Raw genomic sequence first — 15406 nt, forward strand, 5'->3', positions numbered from 1 at the left:
GTGTTCATCAGCCGATCGCTTCCCTGGTGTTCAGTACGTCGATGGCCCCGGCGACCCCGTACGCGGGCGGCACCGGCTCCCCCGCGACGTACAGCTTCTCCGCGATCGGCCGCGGCAGCGGCAGATGCTCGAAGTAGCCGTGGACGATGCGGTCCGGGCCGACAGGGCGCGGTACGAAGCGAGTCACGGGCGCGATGCGGAACTGCTGGCGGCCGTGGCTGACCAGGAGCACGATCTCGGCGACCTTGCGGGAGCCGTCGGCGTGCCGGGCGAGCTGGACGACCACGTCCACGGCCGAGTTGATCTGGTCGCGCAGGGCCTCGAAGGGGACCTGGACCTCCGACATGGAGCCCAGGGTCTGGAGCCGCGTCAGCGCGTCCTCGGCCGTGTTGGCGTGGACCGTGGCGAGCGAGCCGTCGTGACCGGTGGACATGGCTTGCAGCATGTCGAGGGTCTCGCCGCCGCGGACCTCGCCGACGATGATGCGGTCGGGGCGCATGCGCAGGGAGTTGCGTACGAGGTCGCGGATCGTTATCTGGCCCTTGCCCTCGACGTTGGGGGGCCGGGATTCCAGGCGGATCACGTGGTCCTGCTGGAGCTGGAGTTCCGCGGAGTCCTCGATGGTGATGATGCGTTCGTGGGCGGGGAGCAGGCCGGACAGGGCGTTGAGGAGCGTCGTCTTGCCGGAGCCCGTGCCGCCGCTGACGATGATGTTGAAGCGGGCGCGTACGAACGCGGCGAGCAGCATCAGCATGTGCTCGTCGAGCGAGCCGAGGCCGATGAGTTCGGGCAGCGTGTACGCGCGCGGGAAGCGGCGGATGGTGAGGGTCGCGCCGGTCAGGGCCAGCGGCGGGATGATGACGTTGACGCGTTCGCCGGTGGGCAGACGGGCGTCGACCATGGGGTTCGACTCGTCGACGCGACGGTTCACGGTGGAGACGATGCGTTCGATCGTCTGCATGAGCTGGTCCTCGGAGGCGAAGCGCAGCGGGAGCTGCTCGACCCGGCCCGACCGCTCCACGAAGATCGAGTCGGGGCCGTTGACCATGATCTCCGTGATGGAGGCGTCGGCGAGGAGCGGTTCGAGCACGCCGAGGCCCAGCGCCTCGTCGACGACGCGGCGGACCAGGTGGGCGCGCTCGGCGGAGGAGAGGACCGGGCCCTCGCGGCTGATGATGTGGTTGAGGACGCGCTCCAGGCGGGCGCGGCGCTCGGACGCCGTCAGGGACGACATCTCGGCGAGGTCGATCTCTTCGAGGAGCTTCGCGCGGTACGTCGCCACGAGGCTGTCGTCGCGGTTGGGCGCGGTGGCGTCGGCGGGCGACGCGATGCGGGCTCGCAGGCTCATGGGGGTCAGCCTCCGGCGTCGGGGTCGTCGTTGGGCATCGTCGCGGACTTCTCGACACTCCAGTCGGTGTCCACGAACGGGAGGAGCGTGGGGACTTGGACGGTGACGGTGGCGGTGGTCGTCTCGCCGCTTCCGTCGCCGACGCTGACGGTGGCGTCAAGGCTGTCGTGCATGGCCGCGTGGCCCGCCGCCTCCCCGCCGCCCTCGCCCTGCGAGGCGACCCGGGCGGCGGCGCGCGCGCCGGAACCGGCCTGGTTCGCGGCGTAGCCGACGAGGCCGAGCTGGATGGCGGCGAGGCCGATGATGAGGAGGATGGGGAGGTAGCCGGCGAATTCGAGGATGGAGACGCCGGCGTCGTCGAAGCGGTGGCGGCGCTTTGCGGTACGGGGGCCGACAGCTCGGGGCGCGGGCAGCCTGCCCACCACGCGGCGGTAGCCGTGCGGGACGGCGGACGGACGCCACAACACGTCCCTCACGGCGAGTCCTCCCCCTCGCGCGCCGCCCCCGCCTTCGCGTCGACGCGCCACCCCGTCTCCACCCCCGGGAAGAACAGCGGCACGTCCACCCTGACGGTGGCCTCCACGACGTCGCCCGCCGGGGCACAGGAGATCTCGGCGTCCTGCCAGGCCCCGGGGAGATGTTCCTTCCCGGCAGCCTCGCAGGCACCCTGTCCGTCGTCACCCATGGCGTACGCGGCCGTCGCGGCCCGAGCCGCCTCATCGGCCGCGTTCCCGGCCAACGAGTACGTATACCCGTACAAAGCGCACTGCCACAGAATCCCCATGACGGCAAGCACCAGCGGGAACATCCCGGCGAATTCGAGGGTGACCGCGCCGCGGTCGGACTTGCCGAGGCGCCGGGTGCCCCGCCCGCCCTTGCGCCCGTGCCCCGCGGACTCCGGCTCCACGAGCCCGAGTTCGCCCGCGAGCCCCCACAGCGCCTGCTTGACGGTCGACTTGCTGTCGAGGTCCTGGAGGCGGCCCGCGTCGACGGGGGCCTGGAGTTCCTTGGGGGCGTCCGGGACCGTGGCGCGGGCCGCGCGTGCGCCGGTGACGCGGGCGACGAGCGACGGCTGGATCTCCGTGCCCCGCGCGGCCCGGTTGACGACCGTGACCGTCTCCTCGGCCTTGCGGATCTGGAGCCGGTCCCAGAGCCGGACCATGCGTTTGGCTGCGCGCACGGCCACCACGTCGGGGGTGACCAGGAGGACGGCCTGGTCGGCCATCTCTATGGCGGTGGCGGTGGCGGACGTGACGTACGTACCGCAGTCGACGACCACGACGTCGTACCGCCCGCGCAGCGCGTTGACCGTCTGCCGGGCGACGCGGTCGGTGATCTCCTCGCCGCGCTCGCCGTCCGCGGGCGCGAGCAGCAGGCCGACGCCGGACTCGTGGGCGTACACCGCGTCCTGGACGACGCGCGGCGAGATGTCGCTGATCGAGGCGAGGTCGGCGACGGAGCGGCGGAACTGTACGTCGAGGTAGGAGGCGACGTCGCCGGACTGGAGGTCGAGGTCGAGGAGGGCGGTGCTGCGGCCGGAGGCCTGCGCGGCGAGGGCGAGCTGGACGGCGGCCAGGGTGGTGCCGACGCCGCCCTTGGCGCCGGCGACGGCCACGACCTGTCCGCCCCCGGGGACGGCGGCGCCCGGCCCGCCGCCGTACAGCTCGACGGCGCTCGACCCCAGATGCCGCCGCATCCCCGCCGACCAGGCGGACGCGGCCTGCACCCGCTCGGCGAGGGCGTCGTAGGCGAGCGGGAAGGTGACGATGCCGCGGGCGCCGCTGTCCATCGCGGCGGTCAGGAGCGCCGGGCTGGTGTCGGCGGTGACGAGCACGACGCCCACCGCGGGAAATCGCAGGACCAGGTCGCGGATCAGATCGAGCGCGGGCACGGGCGCGATGCGTTCGTGGACGAGGACGACCTCGGGCAGCTCGTCGAGGGACTCGGCGGCGAGGCGGGCGAGGGTGTCCAGGAGCGCGGTGGAGTCCGGTACGGGCGCGGCGGGCTCGGCGTCCGGGAGCTGCGCGGCGAGGCCGGTGAGGGCGCGTGCCGCGTCCATGTCGCCGACGGCGGGCAGGATTCGGGTGGTCACACGCGGCCTCCCTCGGCCCGGGGAACGTACATGAGTGGCCCCCTCATCGTGCTCACTTGACTCGTGCTCACTTGTCTTCGTCCAAGGTGTACGTACGGTCGCCGCGCGGCACGTCCGCGTCGCCTCCCTGCCCGACGAGCGCGAGCCGCACGTGCGAGGCGAAGGACTCGGCGTACGCGACGCGCTGGGCGTCCTTGGTGTCGAGGGCGAACGTGATCGGCACGGCCTCGCTCTCGCGGCGCCGGGAGCGGTCGTCGTCGGGGTCGGCGTCGAGCGAGGTCAGCTTGCCGACGTCGATGACCTTCGCGCCCTCCACGATGACCTTCGACTGGTCGGCGCCCTTCTCGTCCTCGGCCTTGAAAGTGGCGTAGATGTTGACGGTCGAGCCGGGCGTGATCTTTCCGGCGACGCCGGTCGCGGCGTCGATCATGATCGCGATCTCCTGCTGACCCGGCTCCAGTTGGGGCCGCTTCACGATCATGTCGGTCTGCAGCAGTGAGCCCTTGCGGAGCTGCGTGACGGCGATCTTGCCCCGGATCTCCCTCAAACTGGTCACGGCGTTGTCCGACAGCCACCGCTCGGGCATCTCGACCTTCTTGAACTGGCCGGGCTCCAGCTCCTTGTAGGGCGCGACGTCCGTCTTGAGTTCGTACGCCTCGACCTCGGGCCCGACCTTTGAGTTCACGTCGCGGATCACCGAGAGCACGCCGGCGAACGCGCCGAGCGCGCACAGGACCGACAGGACCAGCAGGATGACACCGCGGCGCTGGCGTGAATTCATGGGCCGGACTACCTACCTCGATCGATCGTGCAGCAAGTGCGTGGTTCTTGCGTGCAGGTGGCTTGCGTGCGGGTGGCTTGCGTGCGGGTGGCTACGGACAGTGAGCGGGGTGGTGCGTGAGACGTCGGATGCGTACGTACGCAAGGGGGCGGGGTGTTACGTCGCGCCTCGCGGCAAGGCGCGTACTCCTGGTTCGGCCGCCGTATTCATCGGCGCGGCGCAGAAGGCGCAGCGGTCACCGATGAGTTCGAGACCGCACCAGTGGCAGTCCTCCCTCCGCACGGACGACACCAGTTGATAGAGCACGGAGATGTCGGGGATGGCGGCGGCGAACTCGACGAGCTTGCCGGTGGCCCACCACTTCGCCGACTCGGCGGGCAGCTTCACGTCGGCCGCCCCCTGCACGTTCCATGCGCCCGCCAGCTCCCCGACCACCCAGTCGGGCGCGAGCTGCCCCGCCGCGTACAGCATTTTCGTACTGAACCCGGGCCCTTGCAGCAGCGCATCACCCCCACCACTCACCTTGACCAGCTCGGGCCGCGGCGTGGCGAGTACCGCGAACTGCGCGCCCGGAACCCAGGACTTGGCGTGCGAGCGGAGGGTGACGGGCACGCGGTCGAGCTTGGCGACGGAGCCGAGGAGGGCGCCCGCGTAGATGTAATGACTGAGAAGCCGGGCGGCGCAGGCGAGCACCCCCGGACTGAAGTCGCATATGGACAACTGCCGCAACTGAAGCGCGAGAACAGACAGCCCAAGAGGCGGCAGATCACTACGCACAAAGGCAATCCGGTCACTCTCGAGCACGGACCGGATGGCGTGCAGCCGATGCCGCACGGAGTCCGGGGCGGAGGCCGGGCACAGCACGATCACGTACCCGTGGTACTCGATCAGGGTGTGCATCTCGGTGAGGGCGTCGTCCAGCGAGTACGTCGCGAGCGACTTCGACGAGTGCGTCTTCGTCGCCTGGACGGCGCTCTGCAGGACTGCGGCGGTCGGGGTGTGGCGGTCGGGCGAGGGCAGCACCAGCTCGGGGCTGGTGACGGCTATCGCGGTCGGCATCCGCACACCCCCGGTCCCGGTCCTCACGCCCACCTTGTCGTCCCGCTTGTCGTACTGGGCCTCCTGCCTGAGCACCATATCCAGGCAGGGGCCACCTCAACACCCAACTTCCCACTGTTCACCTTGAGATCGACCTGTTCCCGAGGGGGGCAAGTGGCGCCAGAGGTCTTGACAAGGGCATTGGTCTGGACCACCTTGTACGACCAAGCAAGCAGCGGTGGCCACCGTTTCCTCCCGGGCCTCACCGGGCCACTCCCCCACATCCCCCCACGGAGGCAGAAGTGGACCGCGCACACATACCCCCGCGCCGCAGGGTCGGTGTCCTTGCCGGGGCGTTGGCCGCTCTCGGCCTTGCGTTGACCGGGCTGTTCACCGCCGGTGCGCCTACGGCGGACGCCGACTCGCAGGGGCCGGCCAAGGCTGCCGCGCAAGGCAACACGGACGCGCAGGTCAAGGCCGTGCCCAAGCACGCCCTCACCGGGTACTGGCAGAACTTCAACAACGGCGCGACCGTGCAGAAGCTGAGCCAGGTGCAGGATCAGTACGACATCATCGCCGTCGCCTTCGCGGACGCCACCGGTACGCCGGGGCAGGTGACCTTCAACCTCGACTCGGCCGGGCTCGGCGGGTACACCGTCGACCAGTTCAAGGCCGACATCAAGGCGAAGAAGGCGGCCGGCAAGTCCGTCATCGTCTCGGTCGGCGGTGAGCGCGGTGCCGTGGCGGTCAACAGCTCGGAGGCGGCGACGAATTTCGCCAACTCCGTCTACTCGCTGATGCAGGAGTACGGCTTCGACGGCGTCGACATCGACCTGGAGAACGGGCTCAACTCCACCTACATGACCCAGGCCCTGAAGTCCCTCGGGCAGAAGGCCGGCTCCGGGTTCGTACTGACCATGGCTCCGCAGACCATCGACATGCAGAACACGAACAACGAGTACTTCAAGACCGCGCTGAACGTGAAGGACATCCTCACGGTCGTCAACATGCAGTACTACAACAGCGGTTCGATGCTCGGATGCGACGGCAAGGTCTACAGCCAGGGCTCCGTGGACTTCCTTACCGCCCTCGCCTGCATCCAGCTCGAGGGCGGGCTCGCGCCCTCGCAGGTCGGCATCGGTACGCCCGCCTCGACGCGCGGCGCCGGTTCCGGGTACGTCGCGCCGTCCGTCGTGAACAACGCCCTCGACTGTCTGGCCAAGGGCACCAACTGCGGTTCCTTCAAGCCGTCGAAGACCTACCCCGGCATCCGTGGCGCCATGACCTGGTCCACCAACTGGGACGCCGCCAACGGCAACGCGTGGTCCAACGCGGTCGGGCCGCACGTCCACGGGCTTCCGTAAGCCCGCTCGTCGCGCAGCGCCGCCGCTCCCCCGGCGGCGCTGCCCTACCTCCTCGCGGCGGTTCCGCTCAGAACGTGACCCCGGCCCACAGCAGCCGGTGATCGGAGTGGATCGCGTTCGTGACGTCCGCCCAGTCGACGTGGACCGACTTCGGCACGAACATGAAGTCGATCTTCCGGTCCCCGGTCGTGCGCTCACCGTCCCTGCACCAGAGGAACACCGGGAACGGAGCGCCGATCACGTCGCCCCAGCGGATGTCGTTCCCGCAGTGGCTGTCGACCTCCTTGAACTCCCCGCGCGCGCCCCGCCCGTAGCCGGTGTCGTAGAAGTTGTCCGGCGCCTGGTGCAGCGGCTCGGCGTTGAGGTCGCCGCCGACGAACTTGGTGAATCCGGCGTACTCGGTGTCCAGTACGCGCTTGGCCTCCGCGGACTCGCGGCGCCGCTCCGGCTTGCTGTCGTGCGTCAAGTGCACGCTGCACAGCGCCAGTTTGCGCGACGGCGAGGTGACGCAGAGCATCTCGCGCTGCTCCCGGTCCGCCGAGCTGCGCAGGTTGTGTTCCTTGACCGTCGTGCGGTCGAAGCCGAGGTCGTTGCGGACGAGCAGGCCGTTGCCGAACTGGGTGCGCTGCTCCGGCGGCAGGTCCACCGGGTGCTTACAGGTGGCCATGGGCCCGCCCGCGGACGTCTGGACCGGGTCGAAGAAGATCTCGTACTCGCCCGCCAGCCTGTCCCGCAGCCGGCCCGACCAGTCCGCGCAGCCCTCGTTGAGGGTCATGAACGCGGGCTTGCGGTCCTGGACGCTGCGGACCAGCGCGTCCGGCGCCTCGTCGCCGGTGTCGCCGTGCTCGGCGTTGCCTCCGGCCATGTTGAACTGGCCTATTTGGTACGAGGCCGTGCGTGCGGGGTCCGGCTCGGCCGAGCCCGCCGGTGCCGCCCACAGCGTCCCGCCGCCGAGCAGTGCCGCCACCGCGATGAACGTACGGGACGTGCGAGTCGTACGGGACGTACGGGTGACTCTTCGTGCCGCTTTCGCGGATTCCATCGTTCCCCCTGATCGTCTCCCGGGCTCCCCCTCCTCCCGGCGGGAGGAGGGACGGCAACGAACGTACAACTCCCGTTCGCTGCTTGCCTGTTGGGACCAGAAAGGAACCGGAAGGGGACCAGGAAGGGACCAGAACGGGGCTGGATGTCGCTGGCGCGACGGTCAGAACAGGCGGTCCCAGTCCACGTCCATGACCTGCTTGACGCACAGCACCAGGAACAGCAGGCCCGCGGCCGCCAGCATGCCGTTGCTGAGCCAGCTGTTGCGCCACTCCTTGGGCGTGCGCGTGGAGTTGAGCAGCCACAGGAGCGTGAGCGCCAGGAACGGCATGAAGAAGGCGCCGAGTACGCCGTACGCGACGACCAGGCCGAAGGGCTCGTCGAGGAAGAGCAGGCCCATGGGCGGGAAGGTGAGCCAGAGCATGTAGGCGCGGAACGGCAGGGACTTCTCGCGCTTGCCCGCGGCGACTTCCTTGACCATGTCGCTCTCCCCGTCGGCGACCCCGTCGGCGGGGACACCGGACTTCCGCTCCCTCGCGATCCGCTCCACGAAGTCCGCGAACATCAGGCTCACCCCGTGCCACACCCCTATCAGCGCCCCGAACGACGTCGCGAAGAAGCCGATCAGGAAGAGGTTCGCCGTCACCGCGCCGAAGCGGTCCTCCAGGACGTCGCCGAGCTGGATCAGGCCCTTGTCGCCGGAGGTGAGCGCGATGTGCGAGGAGTGGAGCAGCTCGGCGCCGATGATCAGCATGGCGACGACGAAGACACCGGTGGTGATGTACGCGACGCGGTTGTCGAGGCGCATCACCCTGATCCAGGTGATGTCGGTCCAGCCCTTGGAGTTCACCCAGTACCCGTACGCCGCCATGGTGATGGTGCCGCCGACGCCGCCGATCAGGCCGAGGGTGTAGAGGATCGAGCCGTCCGGCAGTACGGGGGCCAGGCCCGCGACGGCGTCCGGCAGGTCCGGCGAGACCCTGATCGCGACGTACACGACGATCAGGAACTTCATGCCGATCACGACCGTCATGACCTTCTCGAAGACGGCGTACCGGTTGAACCAGACGAAGCCGAGGCCAAGCAGGCCGCAGATGATCGCCCACGTCTTGATGCCGGGCCCGTCCGGGAAGAGCGCGACCAGCGGCAGCGCGCTGGACGACATCGCCGTGGCGCCGTACACGAAGCCCCAGATGACGACGTAGATCGCGAAGTAGTACGTCGTCCACTGGCCGAGGCTGCGCCAGCCCTCGAAGAGGGTGCGGCCGGTGGCCAGATGCCAGCGGCCGGTCGCCTCCGCGAGGGAGATCTTGACGAGGCAGCCGATGATCGCCGCCCACAGCAGGGTGTAGCCGAACTTGCTGCCCGCGATCAGGGTGGCGACGAGGTCGCCCGCGCCGACGCCGGTCGCGGCGACGACGATGCCGGGGCCCACGTACTTCCAACTGGCCTTGCGCAGCGGCCTGCCGCCGCGACCGTCACCTGTGCCGACCTCGCCGATGCCGCCGCCTGTCGTTTCAGCCATGCGATCAAGAAAGCGCATGGGCGCGTGGGGCACAAGGGGTCGTACGGCACGCTCGTGCCGGGCCGGACCTCGGGAGTCCGCATTTCATCGGATTCACACAGACGACTCAAAGGTGTGTTGACCGGAGCATGCCAGCCCAGCACGATGGGCCCGCACACCGCGCACGTCGTGCGTCCCGCACCGCCGCCACACCGCACGGCCGCTCCATCGCACCGCCGCACCGCCGCTCCACATGCGTCGCCTGAACAACCCCCCACCCCCACAGGAGCATTCATGCGACTTCGCATCCGCGGAAAGAGATCAGCGGCCCTCGCGGCCGTACTCGCCCTCGCGGTCGCGGCGCCCATCAGCGCCACCGCGTCCGACACCTCGTCGCCGTCGGCCAAGAAGACCGCGGAGAGGGCGGCGGCCGCCACCGCGGCCGACGAGAACGTACGGCAGTACTCCATCCCGGGTCCCTCGACCCCCGCCGCGCGCACGGCGGTCGCCGCCACCGGCGTGTCCATCGACGAGGCGAGCGACCACGCGGTCGTCGTCACGGCGGACGCCGCCCAGGCCAAGAAGCTGCGCGCGCTCGGCTACAAGCTGAAGGTGCTGCCCGCGCCGCCCGCGCGTACGGACGGCAAGCGCGTCGAGGTACGGGACTTCCCGCCCGCCGACGCCCGCTATCACAACTACGCGGAGATGACCGCGGAGATCGACCAGCGCATCCAGCAGTACCCGAGCCTGATGAGCAAGCGCGTCATCGGCAAGTCGTACCAGGGCCGCGACATCGTCGCCATCAAGATCAGCGACAACGTCGGCACGGACGAGAACGAGCCCGAGGTCCTCTTCACCCACCACCAGCACGCCCGTGAGCACCTGACGGTGGAGATGGCCCTCTACCTGCTGCGCGAACTCGGCGCGGGCTACGGCACCGACGCCCGCATCAAGAAGATGCTCGACTCGCGCGAGATCTGGATCGTGCCGGACATGAACCCCGACGGCGGCGAGTACGACATCGCCACCGGCTCCTACCGCAGCTGGCGCCTGAACCGGCAGCCCAACTCCGGCGGCGCCACCGGCACCGACCTGAACCGCAACTGGAACTTCAAGTGGGGCTGCTGCGGCGGCTCCTCCGGCACCCCCGGCTCCGAGACCTACCGCGGCCGGTCCGCCGAGTCCGCCCCCGAGGTCAAGGTCGTCGCCGACTTCGTACGCAGCCGGGTCGTCGGCGGCAAGCAGCAGATCAAGGCCGGCGTCGACTTCCACACGTACAGCGAACTGGTCCTGTGGCCCTACGGCTACACCTACGCCGACACCGCCCCCGGCCTCACCCAGGACGACCGCGACGCCCACGCCGCGGTCGGCCGCAAGATGGCCGCGAGCAACGGTTACACCCCCGAGCAGGCCAGCGACCTCTACATCACCGACGGCACCATAGACGACTGGCTCTGGGGCAACCAGAAGATCTTCAGCTACACCTTCGAGATGTACCCGCGCTCCGGCGGCGGCGGTTTCTACCCGCCCGACGAGGTCATCGAACGCGAGACGTCCCGCAACAAGGACGCGGTGCTGCAGCTCCTGGAGAACTCGGACTGCATGTATCGGTCTATTGGGAAGGAGCAGCAGTACTGCTCCGGCACATGAGCCTGTCCGACACACGACGTGGGGCGTCCGGTTCGGGCGCCCCACGCCCGTGCGCCTTGCCGTCAGGCGCCCCTCGGTGCGCCGAGGGTCGGTGGGCCTGCTGGGAGGGGCGTGTTGCTGTCGCAGCGGTACACCTGCCGGGTGACCATGCGGAGGGCTTCTGTGGCTAGTTCAGCGAAGGCTTTGGTGTCAGAGCTGTCGGCCGAGAATTCCTTCCCTGCGTCGACGCTCACCTCGATGACTCCCGTCTCACCGTCGTCTCGACAGTCGAGCAGGAGCGCTGCGCCATGCTTCGACGCATATCCGTATGACTCTCCGACAGAGAGTGACGCATTGCCCGGAGTCTTGGACTCTTTCTTGGCTTGCCCCCTCGCGTCGTCGGCCGCCGTGATCCCAAGGGAGGGTTCGTTGAAGTGACGGTTGTACTCAACCCTTATCCGCTGGCCCCCGCCGGTGACGGTGCAGGTTGGGGGCGGCTCGCCGGGACGGAAGGCCGTACCGAACTCAGTCCCGTTGATGTACTCGAAGTACCGCTTCCCGCTCTTCGGCAGAATCTGGGCGGCGGCTTTCGCCGGCAACGATTCATCGCATACCCGGGCAGGTACGGAAACAGCAGTCTCATCAGATGGCGACAGCTGCCATACGGCAACGCCCACGGAGGCTGCAACTGCGGCAGAAATGGCACCCCACAAGATTTTCCTCACCCGGCGCCACCTCCACCCTGCATCTCAAGTCTGTAGAAGACCTGAATGTCCTTTTGCGCAGCATCAGCCAGTACAGTTGCCTTGCGCTCCGAGTAGCCCTGCTCCAGGGCGGCCCGATGGGTTGCGTCAAACACCGCCTTGCCGGAACTGTCGAGTTGATCGTTCAAGAAATCGTCTCTCTCCTGGCCTGCCACATCACTTGAGTCTCGAGTGTATTTTTCAACGACGGACTCACGGGCATCCTCGGCGACCCAGCTGACCACATCACCGACAACCGGAAACTTGTTGGCCCCGAGGTCAATGACGCGCCCAGCCCACTTGTCAGCGGTGCGAATGCCCTCGTTGAATTCCGCGTCCTGCGCGATTCTGTCGTCGTAGACGGCCTGCGTGCGCGCTTCTGCCATGACTCCCGCGATCTGGCCACCTGGAGACACCAGGTTCTTCACGTCCGTCGCGATCATGCCGTCGGACATTCCGCTTCGATCCCGAAGAGTCTCGTTGACGAGATCCGTGGTGACGGACTGCTGGGCATTGAGGATGGCACCGTAGGCGTCGGGGTCCTTCCCGACCGCCCCCAGGAAGTCCCGCAGTGTGGAACCCCCCACCGAGCCAAGGTCCGCGTTACTTCCGTTGGTCGCGATCCGCCTCTCCCCGTTCATCCCGTCCTGGAAGTCCCGCATGTACTCCGCCGTGATGTTCCCCATGCTGCCCCGCAGCTTCGAATCCTCGAGGATTTCCGGATTGTTGCCGTAGTAGTCCACGAGACGGTTGACGAAGGACGCGCTGGCGTCCGAGTGGGGCTTCGGTGGTGCGTCGGCGTCGTAGGGGGTGCGGATGGCCGCCGATTCAAGGGCGTGGCCCAGGCTGGTCTCGTACTGGTCGCGGGGGCCGCTGCCGATACCCAGCGGTTCGGCGGCGTCGTAGAAGCTGTTGCGGGAGCCGTCCCCGTGGCCGACGAGGTAGTCCCAGTTGCTCTTGGCGTCGGGACCGCTGTGGAAGAACTGGAGGGACGCGTCTGGATTGTGGCTGAGGGACTCCATGAATCCGGAAACCGCGTCGCCGGGGGCGTCAGGGAGGTAGTTGAACTGGTTCGCGGGAGGACGCGACTCGAAGGGGGACAGCCCCTTCTCGTGCTCCAGGAGTTTGCCGCCGTAGTCCTGAAGGAACTTGGTGTCGAACTTCCCCCTCTGCATCAGGCTCGACATGACGTCGAAGCCGTACGGCGGGGTGCCCGCGCCGAATCCCGGTGCGGCGGGCAGGCGTTGGCCGCCGGCCTCGATCATGTCCTTCTTCCACGCGTCCATCGCCGGGCTGTCGACGCTGGTGGCCGCGGCCAGTGTGAGGCTCAGGTTCTCCTGCACGCCTCCCAGGATCTCGGCGCGTTCGCGCCCCACCGCGCCCAACGTGTCGGCCGGGTGGGCGAGGTCGCGCCAGAAGCGGAGTGTGCCCTCGGCGCCCAGCTTGGTGGCGAAGCGCTCGCCGAATGCGGGAGTGTCGCGGTAGCGGGCGAGGTCGTCGTTGAAGCGCTTGAGCTTCTCGTCGCTCCATCCGGCGACGTCGCCCTTGGCGACCTCCTTGGCCCAGCGGTCGGCGTCGGCCCGGCCCTGAAGGTCCTTCGCGTGATCGAGGCTGTTCACACGGACGTCGGAGAAGTCGTGCTTGCCGCGTGCCAGTGCCCGCAGGGCCCGTTCGGCGACCCGGTCCGTCTCGTCCGCCTCCTGGAGGACTCGCGTCGCGTCCCGCATGGTCGCGATCAGATCCATCTGCGTGGGAACGCCGTCCTTGGCGGCGTCCCGCGGAGAGCGAGCCTCCGCCCCGCCCTCCGCAGTGATGCGGATGTCGCGCTTCGCGGCGCTGTCCGCCACACTCTGCATCTCCTCCTTGTGCCGGGCGAACGCCTTGAGCGCACCCTGAAGCACCGCGAGGACGCTCTGTGCCGACGTGACGGCGTCGTCGAACTCGGACGCCGTCCTGACCACGAACGCCTTGCCCACCGTGGCGTTCACGCCCTTCCAGTCGGCGAGCTCCGCCTTGCGCTTGAGAAGGGCCGCGCTGTCGCCGCCGCCCCCGCCGGTGGCCAGCTCACTCAGACGCCGCGTCATCACCTCCCAGTCGTCCACGGCCGACGCCAGTTTGCCCAGCCTCAGCCCAAGAAGGTCCTGAACGGTCAGCATGCCCTCGCCCTCGTGTCCCTCTCCGGCTCCGTCACTTCATGTACTTGTCGATGACCGACACGGAGACGGACGTGGCGACCTTGTCGTCGTCCTTCTTGTGCTGTGCGCGTGTGAAGTCGAGGTGGTTGGAGATGTGGCCGCACGCGTCCACGAGGGTCCTGGACTTGGAGTTCCAGGCGTCGTGCAGTTCGGTGAGGGCGGAGCCCATGTCGAGTCCTTCATTGGACAGTTCGACTGCGGCTCCGAATGTGCTCTCCCGCGCGTGGTCGGAGTCCTTCCGGAGACGATCGCGAAGCCTGTAGGCGATACCGCCGAGCGCGCCCAGCTCGTCGTCATGGACGACCAGGTCCGCAGCCGTGCTCGGCCCCGTCACGCTGTTGAGCCGGGTGCGGTCCGCATGCCCTTGTGCGACGGCGGCCTTCAGTTGCTCCCACTCGTCCCATGTCATCTCATGGCCTCCCTGTGACGCGCGCGTACGCGGCGGACCTGCGCTTGCGGACGGCCATGACGGCAGCCGCCCCACCGATCAACGCCGCGGCGCCGACACCCGTCACGATCCACGTTGTTGTGCTTGTTCCGCCGTCGCTGCCTTCGGTGACCGCCGGGGCTGCGGCTGAGGTCTTTTCGTCGTCAGGTCTCGCCGCTTCGGATTCGGATGGCGAAGGGGCGGGCGACGTGGACGCGGCCTGCTTCAGGTCCGGCAGGGGGTAGACGTCGGCCGGGCCCGGGTCGCCGGGGTTCTGCAGGGCGACGCGGGGGCGGATGATGCCGTAGCCGATGGAGTCGTTGCGCTTGGCGCCGTCCGTGGGGCCGCCGATGGTGTTCAGCATGACCCGCAGGACCTGGTTGTTCGTCCAGTCCGGGTGCTTGGACCAGATGAGGGCTGCGCTGGCGGAGGCGAGGGCGGTGGCGTCGCTGGTGCCGTGGCCTTTGCAGGTGCCGTTGCCGTTCGGGCACGCTGTGTAGGTCTCATCGCCGGGTGCGGCGATGTCCACCTGTGGGCCGTACTGGGATTCCTTGGTCTTGCGGAGGTTCTTGCCGATGGCGCCGACTCCGACTACGCCGGGGGTTCCGGCTGGATAGTTGAGACTGGACGTTCCCTTGTTGCCAGTGGCGGCAAGGACGAGCGAGCCCTTGTCGTGGGCGTACTTCACAGCGGCTGTGAGTTGTTTCGACCCCTTGAAGACGCCCATCGAGATGTTGATGACCTGGGCGCCGGAGTCGGCCGCATAGCGGATTCCGTGGCTGAACTCCGCGTTGGCCTCCCTCGTGTACCGGTTGGCGTCCAGCCCATGGTCCGACGTTCGGATGGGCAGAATTTTGGAGTCAGGCGCAAGGCCAAGGGTGCCGGTGCCTCCACCTCCCCGGCCCGTACCCGCGATCAACAGGGCCATGGTGGTCCCATGCCCCTCGTAGTCGGTGTGTTCGTCCCCCGCAGACCTCGGAGCCAGGTCCCGTCCGGGGAGCACCCGGCCCCGGAGGTCGGGCAGGCTGTCATCAACGCCCGTGTCAATGACGGCTACTGTGACGCCTTTGCCCGTGCTGGTCTGCCACATCTGCTCGGCCTTCATGGCGTTGAGATGCCACTGCTTCTCGCGGATGGACTCCGCGTGCGCGGGAGCGGCGGCAACGCCGACCAGCAACAGGCCAACGGTGCCGGAGATCATGGTTCCGGACCGATCACTCCACATCGTGCTGGCACGCATCTGT

13 protein-coding genes are annotated in these 15406 nt (G+C 68.6%); 2 read left to right on the plus strand and 11 right to left on the minus strand.

The genetic code is table 11. The features are described from left to right. Positions 1 to 7 precede the first annotated feature (7 nt). The 5 genes from IEY91_RS02090 to IEY91_RS02110 form a co-directional block, all read right to left on the minus strand. Entirely contained in the window at positions 8 to 1348 is a 1341-nt protein-coding gene (locus tag IEY91_RS02090; RefSeq protein WP_164321164.1) for a TadA family conjugal transfer-associated ATPase, read from the minus strand. A 5-nt stretch (positions 1349 to 1353) separates the two neighbouring features. Then, complete coding sequence (locus tag IEY91_RS02095; protein WP_444545461.1) at positions 1354 to 1824, minus strand: TadE family protein; 471 nt, start codon at positions 1822 to 1824, stop codon at positions 1354 to 1356. Further along, positions 1821 to 3440 carry a CpaE/TadZ family protein gene (locus IEY91_RS02100; protein ID WP_189172568.1) on the minus strand — a complete coding sequence of 540 codons (1620 nt, stop codon included), beginning with the start codon at positions 3438 to 3440 and terminating at the stop codon, positions 1821 to 1823. The genes IEY91_RS02095 and IEY91_RS02100 overlap by 4 nt, the downstream gene beginning before the upstream one ends. A gap of 67 nt (positions 3441 to 3507) precedes the next feature. Next, positions 3508 to 4221, minus strand: a complete 714-nt coding sequence (cpaB, locus tag IEY91_RS02105) for a Flp pilus assembly protein CpaB (RefSeq protein ID WP_164321168.1) — start codon at positions 4219 to 4221, stop codon at positions 3508 to 3510. Positions 4222 to 4377: 156 nt separating this feature from the next. Next, on the minus strand, positions 4378 to 5358 hold the full coding sequence (locus IEY91_RS02110; RefSeq protein ID WP_229696626.1) for a hypothetical protein: 981 nt from the start codon (positions 5356 to 5358) through the stop codon (positions 4378 to 4380). Positions 5359 to 5561: 203 nt separating this feature from the next. Between IEY91_RS02110 and IEY91_RS02115 the strand changes: the two genes are divergently transcribed. Then, a complete protein-coding gene (locus IEY91_RS02115) occupies positions 5562 to 6623 on the plus strand; it encodes a chitinase (RefSeq protein WP_189172569.1) in 1062 nt (353 codons plus the stop codon). Positions 6624 to 6690: 67 nt separating this feature from the next. On the opposite strand, the gene IEY91_RS02120 is transcribed toward IEY91_RS02115, so the two are convergent. Together IEY91_RS02120 and IEY91_RS02125 are read right to left on the minus strand one after the other, a co-directional pair. After that, entirely contained in the window at positions 6691 to 7665 is a 975-nt protein-coding gene (locus IEY91_RS02120) for an endonuclease/exonuclease/phosphatase family protein (RefSeq protein WP_189172570.1), read from the minus strand. A gap of 162 nt (positions 7666 to 7827) precedes the next feature. Further along, positions 7828 to 9189 carry an Nramp family divalent metal transporter gene (locus IEY91_RS02125; RefSeq protein ID WP_189172571.1) on the minus strand — a complete coding sequence of 454 codons (1362 nt, stop codon included), beginning with the start codon at positions 9187 to 9189 and terminating at the stop codon, positions 7828 to 7830. Positions 9190 to 9462: 273 nt separating this feature from the next. On the opposite strand from IEY91_RS02125, the gene IEY91_RS02130 reads away from it, so the two are divergent. After that, positions 9463 to 10818 carry a M14 family metallopeptidase gene (locus IEY91_RS02130; protein ID WP_189172572.1) on the plus strand — a complete coding sequence of 452 codons (1356 nt, stop codon included), beginning with the start codon at positions 9463 to 9465 and terminating at the stop codon, positions 10816 to 10818. Positions 10819 to 10880: 62 nt separating this feature from the next. Here the strand turns inward: IEY91_RS02130 and IEY91_RS02135 are convergent, their stop codons facing one another. The 4 genes from IEY91_RS02135 to mycP all read right to left on the minus strand — a co-directional run bounded on the left by IEY91_RS02135 (position 10881) and on the right by mycP (position 15402). Continuing rightward, the gene (locus IEY91_RS02135) at positions 10881 to 11396 is read right to left on the minus strand and encodes a hypothetical protein (RefSeq protein ID WP_164321179.1); all 516 of its coding nucleotides are present in this window, start codon (positions 11394 to 11396) and stop codon (positions 10881 to 10883) included. A gap of 122 nt (positions 11397 to 11518) precedes the next feature. Continuing rightward, the gene (locus IEY91_RS02140; protein WP_189172573.1) at positions 11519 to 13696 is read right to left on the minus strand and encodes an FUSC family protein; all 2178 of its coding nucleotides are present in this window, start codon (positions 13694 to 13696) and stop codon (positions 11519 to 11521) included. 31 nt (positions 13697 to 13727) lie between these two features. Further along, positions 13728 to 14144, minus strand: coding sequence for a hypothetical protein (locus tag IEY91_RS02145; protein ID WP_189172574.1), 417 nt, complete (start codon positions 14142 to 14144; stop codon positions 13728 to 13730). Between the two features lies 1 nt (position 14145). After that, positions 14146 to 15402, minus strand: coding sequence for a type VII secretion-associated serine protease mycosin (mycP, locus tag IEY91_RS02150; RefSeq protein ID WP_189172575.1), 1257 nt, complete (start codon positions 15400 to 15402; stop codon positions 14146 to 14148). Between the last annotated feature and the right edge of the window lie 4 nt (positions 15403 to 15406).

This window comes from Streptomyces lasiicapitis (genome assembly GCF_014646335.1).
Classification (GTDB): domain Bacteria; phylum Actinomycetota; class Actinomycetes; order Streptomycetales; family Streptomycetaceae; genus Streptomyces; species Streptomyces lasiicapitis.

Coding starts and splice junctions, on each gene's coding strand:
- IEY91_RS02090 (WP_164321164.1), bottom strand. CDS start 1,348: ATGAGCCTGCGAGCCCGCATCGCGTCGCCCGCCGACGCCACCGCGCCC.
- cpaB (WP_164321168.1), bottom strand. CDS start 4,221: ATGAATTCACGCCAGCGCCGCGGTGTCATCCTGCTGGTCCTGTCGGTC.
- IEY91_RS02110 (WP_229696626.1), bottom strand. CDS start 5,358: ATGGTGCTCAGGCAGGAGGCCCAGTACGACAAGCGGGACGACAAGGTG.
- IEY91_RS02120 (WP_189172570.1), bottom strand. CDS start 7,665: ATGGAATCCGCGAAAGCGGCACGAAGAGTCACCCGTACGTCCCGTACG.
- IEY91_RS02125 (WP_189172571.1), bottom strand. CDS start 9,189: ATGGCTGAAACGACAGGCGGCGGCATCGGCGAGGTCGGCACAGGTGAC.
- IEY91_RS02130 (WP_189172572.1), top strand. CDS start 9,463: ATGCGACTTCGCATCCGCGGAAAGAGATCAGCGGCCCTCGCGGCCGTA.
- IEY91_RS02140 (WP_189172573.1), bottom strand. CDS start 13,696: ATGCTGACCGTTCAGGACCTTCTTGGGCTGAGGCTGGGCAAACTGGCG.
- IEY91_RS02145 (WP_189172574.1), bottom strand. CDS start 14,144: ATGACATGGGACGAGTGGGAGCAACTGAAGGCCGCCGTCGCACAAGGG.
- mycP (WP_189172575.1), bottom strand. CDS start 15,402: ATGCGTGCCAGCACGATGTGGAGTGATCGGTCCGGAACCATGATCTCC.